This window comes from Haladaptatus sp. AB618 (assembly GCF_024136965.1).
GTDB lineage: Archaea > Halobacteriota > Halobacteria > Halobacteriales > Haladaptataceae > Haladaptatus.
The window spans coordinates 534,910-549,606 of sequence record NZ_JAMYJX010000003.1; the positions used below are offsets into that span (position 1 = coordinate 534,910).

At 63.4% G+C, this 14,697-nt stretch carries 14 protein-coding genes; 3 read left to right on the top strand and 11 right to left on the bottom strand.

Features of this window, described 5'->3' with window-relative positions:
- Window positions 1-11 precede the first annotated feature (11 nt).
- Together NKF26_RS13235 and NKF26_RS13240 are read left to right on the top strand one after the other, a co-directional pair.
- The gene (locus NKF26_RS13235) at window positions 12-935 is read left to right on the top strand and encodes an ABC transporter permease (RefSeq protein WP_253228571.1); all 924 of its coding nucleotides are present in this window, start codon (window positions 12-14) and stop codon (window positions 933-935) included.
- Window positions 936-996: 61 nt separating this feature from the next.
- A complete protein-coding gene (locus NKF26_RS13240; RefSeq protein ID WP_253228572.1) occupies window positions 997-2,004 on the top strand; it encodes an ATP-binding cassette domain-containing protein in 1,008 nt (335 codons plus the stop codon).
- A 40-nt stretch (window positions 2,005-2,044) separates the two neighbouring features.
- Here NKF26_RS13240 and NKF26_RS13245 read toward each other — a convergent pair whose 3' ends face one another.
- Window positions 2,045-2,734 (bottom strand): sugar phosphate isomerase/epimerase, encoded by a 690-nt coding sequence (locus NKF26_RS13245; RefSeq protein WP_253228573.1) that lies wholly within the window; start codon window positions 2,732-2,734, stop codon window positions 2,045-2,047.
- Window positions 2,735-3,019: 285 nt separating this feature from the next.
- Here NKF26_RS13245 and NKF26_RS13250 point away from each other — a divergent pair, with 285 nt between their 5' ends.
- Entirely contained in the window at window positions 3,020-4,015 is a 996-nt protein-coding gene (locus NKF26_RS13250) for an asparaginase (RefSeq protein ID WP_369682143.1), read from the top strand.
- Window positions 4,016-4,062: 47 nt separating this feature from the next.
- Here the strand turns inward: NKF26_RS13250 and NKF26_RS13255 are convergent, their stop codons facing one another.
- The 10 genes from NKF26_RS13255 to NKF26_RS13300 form a co-directional block, all read right to left on the bottom strand.
- Window positions 4,063-5,625, bottom strand: a complete 1,563-nt coding sequence (locus NKF26_RS13255; RefSeq protein ID WP_253228575.1) for an MFS transporter — start codon at window positions 5,623-5,625, stop codon at window positions 4,063-4,065.
- 163 nt (window positions 5,626-5,788) lie between these two features.
- Window positions 5,789-6,871, bottom strand: coding sequence for an FAD-binding oxidoreductase (locus NKF26_RS13260; protein ID WP_253228576.1), 1,083 nt, complete (start codon window positions 6,869-6,871; stop codon window positions 5,789-5,791).
- Window positions 6,872-6,997: 126 nt separating this feature from the next.
- Entirely contained in the window at window positions 6,998-8,080 is a 1,083-nt protein-coding gene (locus NKF26_RS13265) for a Gfo/Idh/MocA family protein (protein WP_253228577.1), read from the bottom strand.
- A 131-nt stretch (window positions 8,081-8,211) separates the two neighbouring features.
- A complete protein-coding gene (locus NKF26_RS13270; RefSeq protein WP_253228578.1) occupies window positions 8,212-9,744 on the bottom strand; it encodes a formate/nitrite transporter family protein in 1,533 nt (510 codons plus the stop codon).
- Window positions 9,745-9,911: 167 nt separating this feature from the next.
- Entirely contained in the window at window positions 9,912-10,430 is a 519-nt protein-coding gene (locus NKF26_RS13275) for a hypothetical protein (RefSeq protein ID WP_253228579.1), read from the bottom strand.
- Complete coding sequence (locus tag NKF26_RS13280) at window positions 10,427-10,843, bottom strand: hypothetical protein (protein ID WP_253228580.1); 417 nt, start codon at window positions 10,841-10,843, stop codon at window positions 10,427-10,429. Before NKF26_RS13280 ends, NKF26_RS13275 begins: the two co-directional genes overlap by 4 nt.
- Window positions 10,836-11,552, bottom strand: a complete 717-nt coding sequence (locus NKF26_RS13285; protein WP_253228581.1) for a hypothetical protein — start codon at window positions 11,550-11,552, stop codon at window positions 10,836-10,838. Before NKF26_RS13285 ends, NKF26_RS13280 begins: the two co-directional genes overlap by 8 nt.
- Window positions 11,549-12,076 (bottom strand): hypothetical protein, encoded by a 528-nt coding sequence (locus tag NKF26_RS13290; protein ID WP_253234430.1) that lies wholly within the window; start codon window positions 12,074-12,076, stop codon window positions 11,549-11,551. The genes NKF26_RS13285 and NKF26_RS13290 overlap by 4 nt, the downstream gene beginning before the upstream one ends.
- A complete protein-coding gene (locus tag NKF26_RS13295) occupies window positions 12,073-12,810 on the bottom strand; it encodes a hypothetical protein (protein WP_253228583.1) in 738 nt (245 codons plus the stop codon). Before NKF26_RS13295 ends, NKF26_RS13290 begins: the two co-directional genes overlap by 4 nt.
- On the bottom strand, window positions 12,807-14,687 hold the full coding sequence (locus tag NKF26_RS13300; RefSeq protein WP_369682144.1) for a type II secretion system F family protein: 1,881 nt from the start codon (window positions 14,685-14,687) through the stop codon (window positions 12,807-12,809). Before NKF26_RS13300 ends, NKF26_RS13295 begins: the two co-directional genes overlap by 4 nt.
- Window positions 14,688-14,697: the final 10 nt, after the last annotated feature.

Below are 14,697 nucleotides of genomic sequence, written 5' to 3' on the forward strand. Positions count from 1 at the left end.
ATAGAAAACCAATGAGCGATTCCAACTACGAGGACGGGCGATATCGAACGACTTCCACGGCGATGCTCGGTCGGGGGTCGGTCGTACTGACGGTGCTGACGGTCCAAGTACTCGCGTTCGCGGCGCTCTACGTGCTCGGCCATCCGACGCTCTACATCGGTGTCGCGCTCGTGAGCGCCGCGCTGTTGGGATGGCGGGCGAACCGTGGCTGGTTCGGCGTGGCCGCCGCGACGTTCGGCGTCGTCCTCCTGCTCGCGCTCGGCATGCCGTTCGCCATGTTTTTCGTCAATCAAGAACCGGACCTCCTCGTCGAGACGGCCACGTCGTCGGAAGTCCACACGATGTTGTACCTCACTATCTACGGCCCGCTCCTCGCAACGGTTGGGGCACTCGTCTTCGGCGTCCCGCTCGCCTCCCTCCTCGCCCGCGGCTTCACGGGACAGGCGATCGTGGAGAGTCTGGTCGATCTGCCGCTCGTCGTTCCCCACTCGGTCGCCGGAATCCTCATCCTGTTCGGCTTCGGGAAACACGGGCTGTTTCCGGGGACGTCGGTGTTGACCACGATGACCGGAATGGTACTGGCGCTGACGTTCGTGAGCGCACCCTACGCGGTCAACACCACCCGTGAGGCGTTCGAATCGATCGATTCGGGACTCGAATACGCCGCACGAAGCCACGGCGCGACGCCGTTCGAGACGTTCCGCCGGATTCAGGTGCCGCTCGCGTCTCGCGGCATCGTCACGGGCGGCGTCCTCGCGTGGGCGCGCGGCGTCTCGGAGTTCGGCGCGATTGCCATCGTCGCCTACAGCGTGAACTTCTTTTACCCGTTCACCGGAAAGGAGACCATCTCACAACATGCGCCGGTGTACATCCTGACACGTATCGATCCGCAGGATTGCAACACGCGAGCGCCGTCGCGTTCATCCTGCTGGTGATGAGCGCGGGCATCTTCCTCGTCGTTCGACTGCTCACGGGGACGAAATCGGGGGGATTCCTGTGAGTTTCGACGTGGACATCGCGGCGACGTTCACCACTCAAGGTACCGACCCGTTCGACCTCGAAACCGAGTTCTCTGTCGAGACGGGCGAAACCCTCGTCGTTCTCGGCCCGAGCGGGAGCGGCAAGACGCTCCTGCTCGAAACGGTTGCTGGCTATCACGACCACGATGGTCACGTCGGATTCGACGGCCACGACGTGACGGACGACCCGCCGGAAGAACGGGGATTCGGCTTCGTGTTTCAGGATTACGCGCTCTTTCCGCACATGACCGCGCGGGAAAACGTGGCGTTCGGCGCGCGCTATCACCCGGAAGCGCGCGACGCCGATACCGTCCTCGCCGACCTCGGCGTGGACCACCTCGCGGACCGTCGCCCGGAAACGCTCTCCGGCGGCGAGCGCCAGCGCGTGGCGCTGGCGCGTTCGCTCGCCATCCGTCCCGCCGCACTCCTGCTGGACGAACCGCTTTCCGCGCTCGACGTGCCGACGCGCGAGGCGCTCCGCGACGACCTCCGGGACCTCGTCGCGGACATCACCGCGATTCACGTCACTCACAACCGGACGACTGCCCGGGCGCTCGCCGACCGAATCGCCGTCATGCGCGACGGTCGTATCGTTCAACTCGGCTCCGTGGAGGACGTGTTCCACCGCCCAGCGACGCCCTTCGTCGCGTGGTTTACCGGATCGAACTGCCTTCCCGTGTCGGTGCTACCGGACGGCACGATTTCCGGGTCGTCGGCGACCCACGTCTCGATTCGGCCGGAGTACGTCGAACTGGATGGCTCGAATCCGACGGCGATGGCGAGCGTCACCCGCATCACGCCGCGGGACGGCGACGATAGGGTAACGCTCGCGCTCGGAGACGAGGAGGTGACGGCGTTCAGCAACGCGGCCCTGACGGTCGGCGAGTCGGTGCCCGTGACCCTCCCGACGGACCATCTCTGGTCGATCGAGGGCGGAAAAGCGGTGAAACCGTCGTCGGTCGCTCCGCGGCCGACCGACGATTGACGGTTTGGGAGGCCGTTTCGTTGGAAGTCGTCTCGGCGAATCAGTCGCTTCCGGGAGCAGCCACCGTCTCGCACCCGAGCACGTCCTCGACCATGTCCAGCGCGTCGGCCTGCTCGTCCGGCATGACTTCCAGCACGACGATGCCGTCGTAGCAGTCATCGAGGAGCGAGATTAGCCGCTCCATCTCCATCGTTCCGGTGCCGAACGCCAAGCCGTCGGTGGTTTTGGTCCCGTCACAACAGTGGACGACCGGTATCGAGTCGCCGTGCTCGGTCAGCAGGCTCTCCAGCAGGGGGAAAAAATTCGCCTCGGCCGTGTAGAAGTGGGCCGTATCGAGGACGAGCGACAGCCCTTCCTCGAAGAGGACGTTTTTCAGGAAATGGGTACTGTGGCCCGTCGAGTTCTCGAACCCGTTCGGGACGGTGATATCGACCCTGTCGAGGACGTAGTCGAGGTTACTCAGCGGGATTTTCGCGGAGTGGACGACGAGCGTCGCGTCGAGTCGTTCACAGAGGTCGTTCGTCAGTTGGACGTATTCGAGTTGTTCGAGGTCCACGTGCGGCGTGTGAACCGAAGCGATTTCGACCTCGGCGTCCCGGCACGCGGCGACCGTTTCTTCCATCGCGTCCAAGTTCTCCGGGGAGAGGTGGAGTTCGACGGCATCGAATCCACGCTCGGCCGCGGCTTGCAACTCCGCTTCCGTTGGGGGGCACTTTCCGACGACTTGCATCGGATCATCATAGCGGCTAATGTTTCAAATACGTATCGTGATCCATCTCGCCGCCATATCGCAGTACAACCGCCATACAGCGGCGAGAAACGGATATCAATACTGTCAGAATATATTAAATTTATATGATTTGGAACCTGAGCGACGGTCCACGACGCGCGCTCGGGAAGCCACTGCACTCCACTCCCACCCACCCGATACCGATACCTTGCTTCACTCCATCCACCACACTCACGACGACCCGTTCCGCTCCGCCTTTTTGGTCGTCCGATGCGAACGGCCGATATGAACGTCACCGTTCTCGGCACGGGCGGAACGATCGCGAGTACGGCCCACGAGACCGGCGCGGTCCCGACCGAACGCGGAGCGGAACTGATCGGGCGCGTTCCGGAACTGGACGAGTACGCCGACATCACGGTCGAACAGGTCGCACAGGTTCCGAGCTACGAGATGACGACGGAAACGCTCGAAACCGTTCGTGAGCGGGTGACGGAACTGGACGCCGACCCGAACGTCGATACCGTCGTCATCACCCACGGCACCGATACGATGGAGGAGACGGCGTACTATCTCGACGTGGCCGTCAGCCCGAGCACGCCGGTTTTCCTGACCGGCGCACAGCGACGACCGGACGAACGGGGATTCGACGGCCCAACAAACCTCGTCACCGCGTTTGCGGCGGCAGGGGAATTCGTCGAAGACGATGGTGTTGACGGCGGAACCTACGTCGCCTTCGATGAGGAGATTCACTCGGCACGGTTCGTCACGAAGGTCCACACGTCGAAACTCGACGCCTTCGCCTCGCCCGAGGTCGGCCCGGTTGCGACCCACGACCGGAGCGGCGTTCGAATCCTCCGCCCGCCGCGAAGCGAATCAGTGCACGTTCCGGACGCCTCGCTCGATCCGACCGTCTTCGTCGTCGGGAGCGGAACCGGAATGGACGAACGGTTGGTCGCGTCCGCGCTCGACGCTGGCGCGGACGGACTCGTCGTGAACGGAACGGGACTCGGCAACGTCACCGCGGAACTCGGGGAATTTATCGAATCGACGGTTCGGGACGGAACGCCCGTCGTCGTCACCTCGCGCTGTCTCGCCGGGCGTACGACGCCGGTATACGGGAACGCGGGCGGCGGCGAGACGCTGCGGGACGCCGGAGCGCTGTTCGCAGGGGACCTACCTGCGCACAAAGCCCGCCTCAAGCTGATGCTCGCGCTGTCGAAGTACGCCGACGAGAACGGAGAAGCGGGCGACGAAGCGATCCGCGCACTGTTCGACGCGTAGGCCGACTACGGAACCAAAACAGGGTTCAAACGGAACCGAAGCAGGATTCACTCCGACGAGGCGGCTTCGATGATGAAGTACGCCGCGATGACGCCGAGTATCGAGACGGCCATACAGAGCAACATCGCCCGGCCGAACGCGGAGACGAAGGCCACGTGGACGATTCGCTCCACCTGCGATTCGACTTCCGGGGCGAGGTGTTTGAGCGTCGTCTCCGCGGCATCGGACCCGGACAGCAGCCCCTTGATCTCCTGTCTGTCGGATGCATCCAGCGCCGCTCCAGCCTTGACGAGCAGTTCGGCCAGTTTCTCGTTTTCAAGCGTCTTGAACAGGGCACCGGTCACCGCGACCCCGAAGACGGCCCCCAAGAGCCGAACCATCCCCAACACGCCGGACGCTTCGCCGCCCTTCGCGTCGGGCAGCGCTCCCATTCCGACCGTGTTCGAGAGCGTGTACGCCACTCCGATCCCGGTTCCGGCGAGGACGAGTGAGACGAGGACGGTAACCAATCCGCTCGTCGGGGTGACGCGGGTGAGAAAGACGAACGCCACTGCCATGAGTGCCATACCACCGACCATCGAATTTCGGACGCCGAGCCGGGTCGAGACGTCGTTCGTCCGTGCTTCCAACACCACCAACGGAACGGTGAACGCCAGGAATACCAGTCCGGTTCGTAACGGGGAGTAGTCGAGGATGTTCTGGAGATACAGCGTCATGTAGAACAACAGCGCACCGAACCCGTAGTTCACGACGAATCCGACCGCGTTCGCGCCGAGGAAGTCCCGGTTCGCGAAGAGGTCGAGTTCGATCAGCGGGTCGTCGGTACGCCGCTCGATGACGAAAAACGCCGCGAGCAACAGCACCGCTGCGCCGAGTGCGCCGATGACGAACGGTGACCCCCAACCGAGCGTGTCACCCTGTTGAATCGCGAGCACTAGCGCGACGAGACCGCCGGTAACGGTCACGAGACCCGCGAAATCGACATGATGGCCGACCGTCTCATCACGCGATTCGCGCACGGCCGCGAGCGTCAGGATGACCGCCACCGCCGCGAGCGGAACGTTGAAGAAGAAAAACCAGCGCCACGACACCATCTGGGTGAGGACGCCGCCGACGAGGGGCCCGGCGGCCAGTCCGAGGCCGGAGATAGCGGCCCAGAGCGCGATACCTTTGCCGCGTTCCTTCTCGGGGAAGGCGTGACTGACTATCGGTAGCGACGCCGCGAAGAAGGCCGCCGCGCCCAGGCCCTGCACCACACGGGCCGACACGAGCCACAGTTCGCTTTGGGAGAATCCGGCGAACGCCGATGCGGCGATGAAGATGGTAATCCCGATGAGCAGGACGCGCCGCCGACCGAAGATGTCCGACAGCCGACCGAACGCCACCATCGGCGCGGCGAACGCGAGCAGGTAGGCGTTGATGGTCCACTGGAGTCCCGTGGTCGAGATTCCGAGGTCCCGACCGATGGTCGGAAGCGCGACCGTGAGACCGTTGAAATCCACGCTGACCAGAATCCCGGCGATGCCGATGGCCACCACCACCCACCACTTCCGGTTTTGTTCGGTGATCGTCGGTACGCGATTCGCTAGCTTCGTCGTGTTAGTTCCCATCTGTCTCCCACCCCTTACAGTCGCATCCGAAGAGCGCAACCGTGCGACAGCTGTTCTCCTGCGTTGTCGCTTCATTACGCCGTTGACGGCCATAAACATGTAGTCGATTAAATCAGAACTATCGTCATTTTAGCGAAGTCTCACGTCCCTAAGTCTCACGTCCCTACTCGAAACGCCCAGGGGACAACTGCCGGAGCATCGGCGACGATTCGCCATCCACCGCTTCGGATATCAACTGTCCGACGACGGGCGCTCGGGTGATTCCGAGACCGCTCATGCCGACGGCGTGATAGTAGTCTTCCGTGTTCCCCTCACCCACGATCGGCAGGCCGTCGGGCGTGACGGTTCGGTAGCCGATCCATCCCGTCTCGCGGCGGAAGCGGTCGGCGTCGAAGCCGAGTTCCGAGAGCAGGTCCCGCGCTCGCCGTTCGAAGTCGTCGTTGGGGGAATCTCCGGTAGTGGGAGTCGCGTCCTCGTCCGTCCGAAACTCGGTGTTGTAGTGACCGACGTACAGCCCCTTCGCGTATCGACGGACGTAGAGTTCGTTCTCGAAGAGGGTGAACGGAATTCCGGTATCCGCGTCATCGGGCGTCTCGAACCCGACGATGGGCCCCGCTGTCCGGCGGACGGGAAAACCGTCCATCCCGTCCACGTCAACCGCCCACGGTCCGGCGGCGTTCACCACCGCATCGACGGCCATCGTTTCATCATCCAGTTCGATGCCAGTGACGCGCCCGGACTCGGTTTCGATGCCCCTCACTTCAGTCCCGGTTCGAATCGTCGCGCCCGCGTCCCGTGCTTTTTCGGCGTACAGTTCCGCGATGGCGACGGGATCGAAGTGGCCGTCTTCGGGCGTCGAGAGCGCGCCGACGGCGCGCTCGTCGTCGTACGGCCCTGCGTCCGGGAGAATCTCCGCGTCAATTCCCGCGTCCTGGAGCGAATCCGCGTACTCCCGATACGTCTCCAGCGTCGAATCCGACCATGCGACGTGGAGCAGTCCCGTTTGCGTGTACACCAGTTCGCCGTCCTCGATGAATGTCGAATATTCGTCCCACGCTCGCCGTCGGAGTTCGTGTGCGAATTCGCTCGGTGGCACCGCCTGCCACACGAACACGGCCATCGAGGCGGCCGTCGTCCCGCCGCCGATATCGTCCCGTTCGAACAGTTCCACGTCGTGGCCGCGGTCGGCGAGGTGGTACGCACAACTCGTTCCGATGACGCCGCCGCCGATGATGCCGACAGTCATGTATCCGTTTGCGGGATTGCTTTGGGGGGACCTGAGTGTTGCCCGTCACGGAAAACTGGCTATCGCGAGTTGATTACTCTACAGAAAGTATGTCAGATCTTCCAACGATAAGCGGGACGTCCCGCTCTATCGCTTCTCGCCGACTTCGACGCAGCCACCCGACTCTGACGAGCGGTAAATCGCGTCCATCACGCGCTGGGTGGTGAGCGCCTGCTCGATGGTGTTGAACTCGGGCGCTTGCCCGGCCACGACGGCGTCGAGGAACCGCTTGTCGCTTCCCTCCCAGCCGACGTGGTCGATGGAGGCGTCACTGACGGTGGATTCCACGAGATGGTCGGGACCACTCGATCTCGCTTCCAACATCGTCAGGTCGTCGCCACCGAGTTCGAGACGTGCGCCTGCTTCCGACCCGCGAACGACGAACTCCTGACTCTCGGCCTCGTTGGTCGCCCACGCGACTTCGAGCGAGATCGTTCGGCCATCGGCACAGCGGATCAGCGCCGTCGCCGAGTCCTCGACGTCGAACACGGCCTCCTCGGTGGCGTCGTACCAGTCGTCCGGGTCCACGTAGTCGTCCCGGTTCCCGAACTGGTTGCGGGTGACGCCGAACACGGTCTCGACCGGCGGGAAGTCCATCAGATACAGCGCGAAGTCGATGGCGTGAACGCCGATATCGACCACGACGCCGCCGCCCGACAGTTCCTCGTTGGTGAACCACGAACCGACACCGGGGATGCCGCGACTGCGGATGTAGTTCGCCCGGATGTGCCGAACGTCGCCGAAGTGACCCGCGTCCTGATACCCCTTGAACAGTTCAGCCGCCGTCGAGACGCGGTTGTGGAAGTTCACCATGCAGAACCCGTCGGCCTCCCGCGCGGTTTCGGCCATCCGTTCGGCGGCCTCCAAACTGTCGGCGAGCGGTTTCTCACAGAGCACGTCGTAGCCCTGCCCGAGCGCGGCGACGACGGCGTCCTCGTGAAACGCGTTCGGCGTGGATACCGCGACCGCGTCGAGGTCCTCGTTCTCGTACATCGTCTCGAACTCCTCGTAGGTTCTCGCGCCGAACTTCGTCTCGAAATTCTCGCGAATATCGGGGACGATATCGGCACCCGCAACGACCTCGTGGCCGAGTTCGAATGCGTTCGTCGCATGGGTCTGGCCCATGAATCCCAAGCCGACGACACCGAGGCGAACTGATTCTCCTTGCATGATGGCGAGAACGGGCGACTGAATAAAATATGTAGGCATAACGGCGAAACCTATCACGACCGTTTTCGCCGAGCACTTCGTAGGACATCGCGGTCATTGTTAACGGATCCTGTTACCGTTCCCCTTCCCGATCAGTTCCGACGCTCGGCCGAGTGAGGCTGTGTCCGATCATCGACGGCGTTCTCACGGTCGCGTTCACGGAGGGAGTTCATCAGACGGGAACCGAACAGCCAGTCGGCCCACGGCAGTTCGAACCGCTGGCGGTCGTATTCGGGGAACCGCCGATTCTCGGTCATGCTGAAGTTCACGAGCGCGACGAACACGATTCCACCGAGGGTGTTTCCGAGGACGACGGGAACGAAGAAATGGAAGAACACCGAGCCGAGAGTCTCGATACCGATGAACACCAGAAAGAGAACTTCACACGCGCCGACGACGCAGTGAAAGAGGTCGGCGATGGGGATGATGATCATGATGGCGTAGATGATGATGAGACGCGAGATCGTCTCCCGGGCCGCGTGCACCAACCAGACCATCGTTGCCACGAGGCCGCCTGCGAAGACACCTTTGTAGAAGAGCGCCCACCACGCCGTTCCCATCGCGTGCTCGCCGAAATGGCTGGCGGTCGCGGCCACAGCGGGGTCGAAAATCCCCGTCGTGGCGAGGAGGTAGGCGGTGATACCCGCACCGATGACGTTCGCCGCGAGCACGATTGTCCACAGTCGAAGCAGTTGCGGAAGGCTCGCGAGCCGCGTCAATACCAACGTCACCGGCGTCAGCGTGTTCTCCGTGAACAGCTGGTAACTGCCGATGACGATCATCACGAATCCGACGGGATACAACAGGTTGCTCATCCCCACGCTGTCCGGATACGCCGTCGTCATTGCGGCCCGCGCGAGGAACGTCGCGCCGATGCTCAATCCGGCGGCGAGCCCGCTGAAGAACAGCAACCGCGTGCTCCGCTCGATCTCCTCGTCCGCCGTCGCCGTCACGCGCTGGAAGATCTCGTCCGCCGAGAATCGGTCGCGGACGGCCTCGCCAGCGGCGGGTGCACCCCGCCGCGAACGATCGATCGTCTCCCGAAGCTCCCGGTTTTCCGGCTGTAACGACCGCTGAATCTCGGTTAGACCACCGACCTCGGCGATCGCTTCGAGGAGCGGTTCGAGCTCGTACGCACCGTCGTAGCGTTCGCCGTTGACGAAGAACGTCGGCGTCGCGTTCGCGCCGCTGTAGATGCCGCTCTCGAAATCCTCCCTAACTCGCTCTTCGTACACCCCGCGGTCGAGCTCGTCCGCGAACCGATCGACGTCCAGTTCGAGTTCCTCGGCGTAGCTGATAAGGTCGGCGCGGGTGAGCGCGTCCTGATGCTGATACAGCAGGTCGTACATCTCCCAGAACCGTCCCTGCGCCGCGGCCGCCTCCGACGCTTCGGCGGCCCGCTGTGCGAGCGGATGTTGCTCCGTCAACGGAAAGTGCCGGAAGACGAAGCGAACTCGGGTCCCCAGTCGGTTCAAAATCCGGCGGACGATGGGATAGAAATCGCCGCAGTAGGGACATTCGAAATCGCCGTACTCCACGAGCGTCACCGGCGCGTCGTCGGACCCGCGGACGTGATCCGTCTCGTTCACCGGCACCGTTAACGTCCGATTCTCGGTTTGACTCATCTGAAACCCACCCCGTCAGCCCCTCGACTGACCTGGTACAATAGTCGCTGTCACAGTGAAAGACGAGTAACAGGATAACGCTGTCGCCGGTACGTGGACCGCCGTCGAACTATAACGGATGCGAAGTCGAGTCGTTCTGATTCGAAATCTGTTCGAGACGATCGGGTTCAGCCTCGCGTTTCCACGACGAGCGTCGTCTCGTACTTCCCTCGCTCCATCGTCACCCGAACGTCGAACGCCACCGCGAGGACGTGCGTTTCACCGTCCCGATTCTGAACGACCACGCCTCGACTCGCCTCGCACGCCCCGAACTGTCGGTTCGGACCATCCGGGCAGTTGGCCTGACGCCACACCCGTGCCGCCGACTCGTTGTATTCGACCTGATACACGGTGCCCGAATCGACGCGAGACGAGCGAAGCGAGTCGAGCGTCCCCTGCAAATCGGTGTGAACCGTCGAGATGGCGGCGTCTCGTTGTTGCCAGCGATACGATTCCGGAACCCCGCTCCCGGCACCGTGAACGCCGCGCGAGAGGACTCGCTGTGCGTTTTGGACGGGCGCGTCGTACTCGCCGCTCGCGGCCACGTCCCCGCTGTAGCCTAGTTGGAGATACGCGAAGAGTATCGGAGTCAACGCGACGGCGACGAGTGCCGCCGCGCCGAGGACGAGTTGGGCGCGGTCGTTCATACGTACCACACCCAGACCGTCACGTCGCCGTTCGCCGTCGTCACCGTGGAGTGGCCGACCGGAACCCCTGCCGGTTTCCGATACCCGACGGACCCGTACGGCGTTTCGACCCGGAACATGAGGTTGTCCGGAAGGATGCGGTCGACGCGATGTTCGAGCGTGCCTTTCTCGCGGCGGAACGACTTCGACGAGTCGATGATCTCCGCCAGTCGCGTCGTTCCCTGATGCCTCGGAGCGTCGTTCATGAGCACGTTTCCGGCGTCCTTCGCGTACATGTCCAGTTGTGTCCCTCTCGTGTGTGGCGCTGGAACGCCGAGCGCGAAGCCCATCGTAACGCCGAGGATGAGCACGACGCCGATTCCCGATTCCACGATGGAGAGGGAGAGTTGGGCACGGGGTTTTCGATCACCCATCGACGGTCACCGCCAGAATCGACTTCCGGGTCGCCGCCGGATAGTACGTCATTCGGATGCTCCCCGTCGGGAGCGCTCCGTTCGTGTCGAACGTGAACCGCGTCGTCTCAAACCGTGAGAGCGACACGTGAAGCTCCCCGTCGAGACCCGACTCGTTTCGGAGAACGACTCGTCCGTTCGCTCGAACGGTGCTCACCGTCGTCCCGTCCGGTGGGTGAACAACGAGCGTCGCGTTCGGCGTACGCCGCGGCAGCGTGAACTGTGGATCCCTTCCCGACAGCGGCGGTGTCCGCGTCACCGCACTCCGATTTTCGACCAGCACGATACGGCGAATCGTCGTGCCACCCGAGGGAGACCCGCGTTCCGCAAGAATCGTGTCGCCGAGCCTGATTCGAACGTCGTGATCCGCGAGGACGGGAAACAACGTCATCAGGCGGGTTGTGTTCAGATTCGCTACTTTCGTCCCGTCGAGGACGTTCGCCCGAATCGTCAGCGGACCGTCCGCGGACACGAACCGTTCGCTCGTCGCGACGGCGATTCGACGCTTCGTCGGGGTCCTGTCCGCACCGACGAACGCCCGATCGGCGATACCGACGCTCAATCCCGTCACCATCGTTAGGATGAGGAGGGCGACCGCCAGCGCGGGCAGGTTCATCTGTCCGCGCAGTTGTGACCGCGGGAGTCGCTCGTCCGTCCCCTTCCGGTTCATCGATTCGTCCCCCGTTTCCCGCGTTTCAGTTCCACGATGAGACCATCCGGACCGCTGTATACCGCGATGATGGCGGGATCATAACTCGACCAGTTTCCGCGTACCGTCGCGACACGGGACGGAAGCGAGAGTCGCACGCTCGAATTCGAGCCACCATCCGAACGGTCGAGCGTCAGCATCCGCCCGTTTGCACGGATAACGTACTCGTGGCCGCGAATCGTCTCCGGCAGGGAGACACGCATTCGTACGTCGACGTTCGTCCCATCAGCGGGAACCGACTGCTGAACCCGTTCCGCCGTCTTCGAGAGGACACGGTCGCCGACTTCGTGGCCGACGGCGACCTTGTACTTCGGAACGACGCCACTGTACAGCGTCGTCGTCAGCAGTCCGATGTACAGGACGACGAGTCCCGCTTCGAGTGCCTTGCCGATGACGGGGCTAACGGCACGGTCGTCGAGGAACCGCCTGTCACTTTTGCGGCTTCGATGTCTTTCGTTCGTCCTCCGTCTACGGGCGTCCATCATTCGACCTCCGTTCGCATGTCGTGGACGACGAGATAGGCGAACCGTCGCCCTGGGTATTTCGCCACGACGCTTTGGATACCGTCATCGTCGAAGTCCCGAACCGTCGTCGTGGCGTTCTCCCGCTCGAAGTAACGCCGCCACGCGTCGGGCGTCCTCGTCTCGATTGCGACTCGATAGGTACCGTTTCCGAGCGTCGTCCGGTTGTGCGTGACGTTCGTGCGGACGAGTGCGGATTCGCCGCTCGTGGAGACGACCGTTTTCTTCGAAGCGTCGAGTTTCGGTGCGCCGACGACGAGGACACCGCCACGCCGTGAGGACGTTATCGGCGGGCGTGCGTACATTTGGCCGCCGTCGTTCGTCCCTCGGACGACCGCACCGGCCACGTACGTGACACGCCTGTTTCCGCTCGTGAAAACGAGCGCATCGGTCTCCACTGTCCAAACATTGCCGGAGTCGTCGAGGACTCGAAGCTCCCGACTCTGGGTCGTCAGCTTGCCGTTCGAAAAGGAGATCCGACCGCGATGGATTCCGGTGGTCTCGACGGGGGCGAGTGCGTTGCTCATGTCGTTTGCGACACGCGCCGAGTCCGCCGTCGCGGCGTTGCTTTGGACGACCATCCCGACGCTGGCCGTCAGCGAAGCGAGCGAAAGCATGACGACACCCAAGAGGAGCGCGACGCCGACGACGTTCGATTGGGCGCGAGTCGTGCGGTCCGGACGGGGTGTGGAGGTCATACCATTCCCGCCCCCGCGAAGACGAAGTACGCGATTGCGACGAGTGCGGCCGAGTGAAGCAGTGCTTCGTAGAACCCGCGGCTCGCGTAGCCCGCGAACCAGCCACACGCGAGCATGGTCGCTTGGGTAACGACGTAAAACCGATATCGGTCACGGGTCGGTTGCACCGCGTTCGGGTCGAGCGCGAACCCGGCGTTCGACGAGGAGACCGTCGATAGCTGTGCGAAACTGTCGAGGACGTACGTGTTCACGGCGACCATGATCCCGACGACGAGCAGTGCCGTCGTCCACCCGACCACGACGTACACGAGCATGTTCGACCGCAGCGATTTCTTCTGGTGGTACAGCCGCCCGATTTCGACCTGCAGCGTGTCGAAGACGGTTTCGGTGTCCCCGCCGACATCGAGGGTTCCGGTGACGAGACCGATGGTTTGGTCGGCGAGCGGCGTTCCGACTTCGTCGACGAATCGGGTGAGGGCATCGCGTCGGAGGTCTCCTTCGCGGCTGGTGAGGTTCGCACTGAACGCGAGGTCGTTGACGTTCGGTTGAAGCGCGCCGAGATCCACGTCGCGGGCGACGCGCTCGACGGCAGTCGAGAACGGTCGCCCGAGACTGACGTGGCTCGACACGGCGTGGACGAAGTCCTTTATCTCCCGGTCTTTCGCGTCGTCACGGCGCGAGCGCCGTACCGACACCAACCCGACCGGAAGGGCGAACGCGACGTACGAGAGCAGGACGACGTTGGTCGGCGTGTAGCCAAGGGAGAGGAGAAGCGTTCCGACGATGACCGCCGCCGGACCGAACACGACGATGGTATTTGCGGGATTGATGAACACCGTCCGCAGGAAATCAGTGACATCCCTCGACCGTGCGTGACCCGGCGGGGATTGGTCCGCTGGACGGAGTGACGACACCATCACCGCGGCACCGGCACCGATGACGAGGATGAACGCCCCACTTCCGTAGATGATGAACGCACGAACCGAGAGCGCACCGAACGGTGCCGGTGCGGGTGCCGCCAACCCCGGCGCGAGGACGCTCATCACGGTCAACACGATGACGAGCAACGCCGGAATGACGAGCAGGACGATGAACATCTCCGCCAGCAGTTCGAGGAAATCCTGTGCCTGTTCGTGAGAGCGGGACTGACTGTGGCTCAACATCCGCCCTTCCATCTGGAGATACTGCTCCAGCGTGTCGGGACCCTGTTCGGCGTGTTCGCGGAACTTGAGCAGAAACGGCGCGAGCACGTCCCGCGAGGGAGTATCACGCGCGACGATTCGCAAGCCGTCATCGACGCTCCCGGTCAGCGCGGCCTTGTTCAACACCTTCCGGAACGCGACCGCGGTTTCGCCGTAGGATTCCTCCCGGTCGGCGACCTTCCGAAGCATGGCGATCAGATCGTCGCTCCCCGACGAAAGTGCGCGGAGATAGCGTACCGCGCCGGGGAGCGTCCGTTCGATGTTCGACCGACGTGCACTCGCCGCCCAGCCGAGATACAATCCGCCGAACCACACCGTCGCCCGTTTTCCGCCCGTCGCGCAGACGACGGCGAGTATCGCTGCGGCGTCCACGCGGGACACGGACGGAAACGTGAGTTTCTCCAACACAGGTACGCCGCCGTGAAAGAACGACACGAGATGTGCGAGGACGGAAGGAGGGATTGCGAGTATCAATACCCCTGTCCACGCGAACAGTGCCAGAAAGACGACCCACGAGAGACCGTAGGTCCGCGACAGGAACACGTCGAAACTGGCGTTCACGTCCGTCGCGCGGTACCGTTTTCGATCCCGGTCGTGTCGCCTGTGATCGGCGTGGCGCGAGAACAGCGCGTACAGCGCGCGGTCGAGGATGCCGAGGGAAGAGCCCGAGCCCATGGAGTTTCCC

What these genes read in the sequence shown, in the direction of transcription:
- NKF26_RS13235 (WP_253228571.1), top strand. Translation starts at nt 12, where the DNA reads ATGAGCGATTCCAACTACGAGGACGGGCGATATCGAACGACTTCCACG.
- NKF26_RS13245 (WP_253228573.1), bottom strand. Translation starts at nt 2,734, where the DNA reads ATGCAAGTCGTCGGAAAGTGCCCCCCAACGGAAGCGGAGTTGCAAGCC.
- NKF26_RS13250 (WP_369682143.1), top strand. Translation starts at nt 3,020, where the DNA reads ATGAACGTCACCGTTCTCGGCACGGGCGGAACGATCGCGAGTACGGCC.
- NKF26_RS13255 (WP_253228575.1), bottom strand. Translation starts at nt 5,625, where the DNA reads ATGGGAACTAACACGACGAAGCTAGCGAATCGCGTACCGACGATCACC.
- NKF26_RS13260 (WP_253228576.1), bottom strand. Translation starts at nt 6,871, where the DNA reads ATGACTGTCGGCATCATCGGCGGCGGCGTCATCGGAACGAGTTGTGCG.
- NKF26_RS13265 (WP_253228577.1), bottom strand. Translation starts at nt 8,080, where the DNA reads ATGCAAGGAGAATCAGTTCGCCTCGGTGTCGTCGGCTTGGGATTCATG.
- NKF26_RS13270 (WP_253228578.1), bottom strand. Translation starts at nt 9,744, where the DNA reads ATGAGTCAAACCGAGAATCGGACGTTAACGGTGCCGGTGAACGAGACG.
- NKF26_RS13275 (WP_253228579.1), bottom strand. Translation starts at nt 10,430, where the DNA reads ATGAACGACCGCGCCCAACTCGTCCTCGGCGCGGCGGCACTCGTCGCC.
- NKF26_RS13280 (WP_253228580.1), bottom strand. Translation starts at nt 10,843, where the DNA reads ATGGGTGATCGAAAACCCCGTGCCCAACTCTCCCTCTCCATCGTGGAA.
- NKF26_RS13285 (WP_253228581.1), bottom strand. Translation starts at nt 11,552, where the DNA reads ATGAACCGGAAGGGGACGGACGAGCGACTCCCGCGGTCACAACTGCGC.
- NKF26_RS13290 (WP_253234430.1), bottom strand. Translation starts at nt 12,076, where the DNA reads ATGATGGACGCCCGTAGACGGAGGACGAACGAAAGACATCGAAGCCGC.
- NKF26_RS13295 (WP_253228583.1), bottom strand. Translation starts at nt 12,810, where the DNA reads ATGACCTCCACACCCCGTCCGGACCGCACGACTCGCGCCCAATCGAAC.
- NKF26_RS13300 (WP_369682144.1), bottom strand. Translation starts at nt 14,687, where the DNA reads ATGGGCTCGGGCTCTTCCCTCGGCATCCTCGACCGCGCGCTGTACGCG.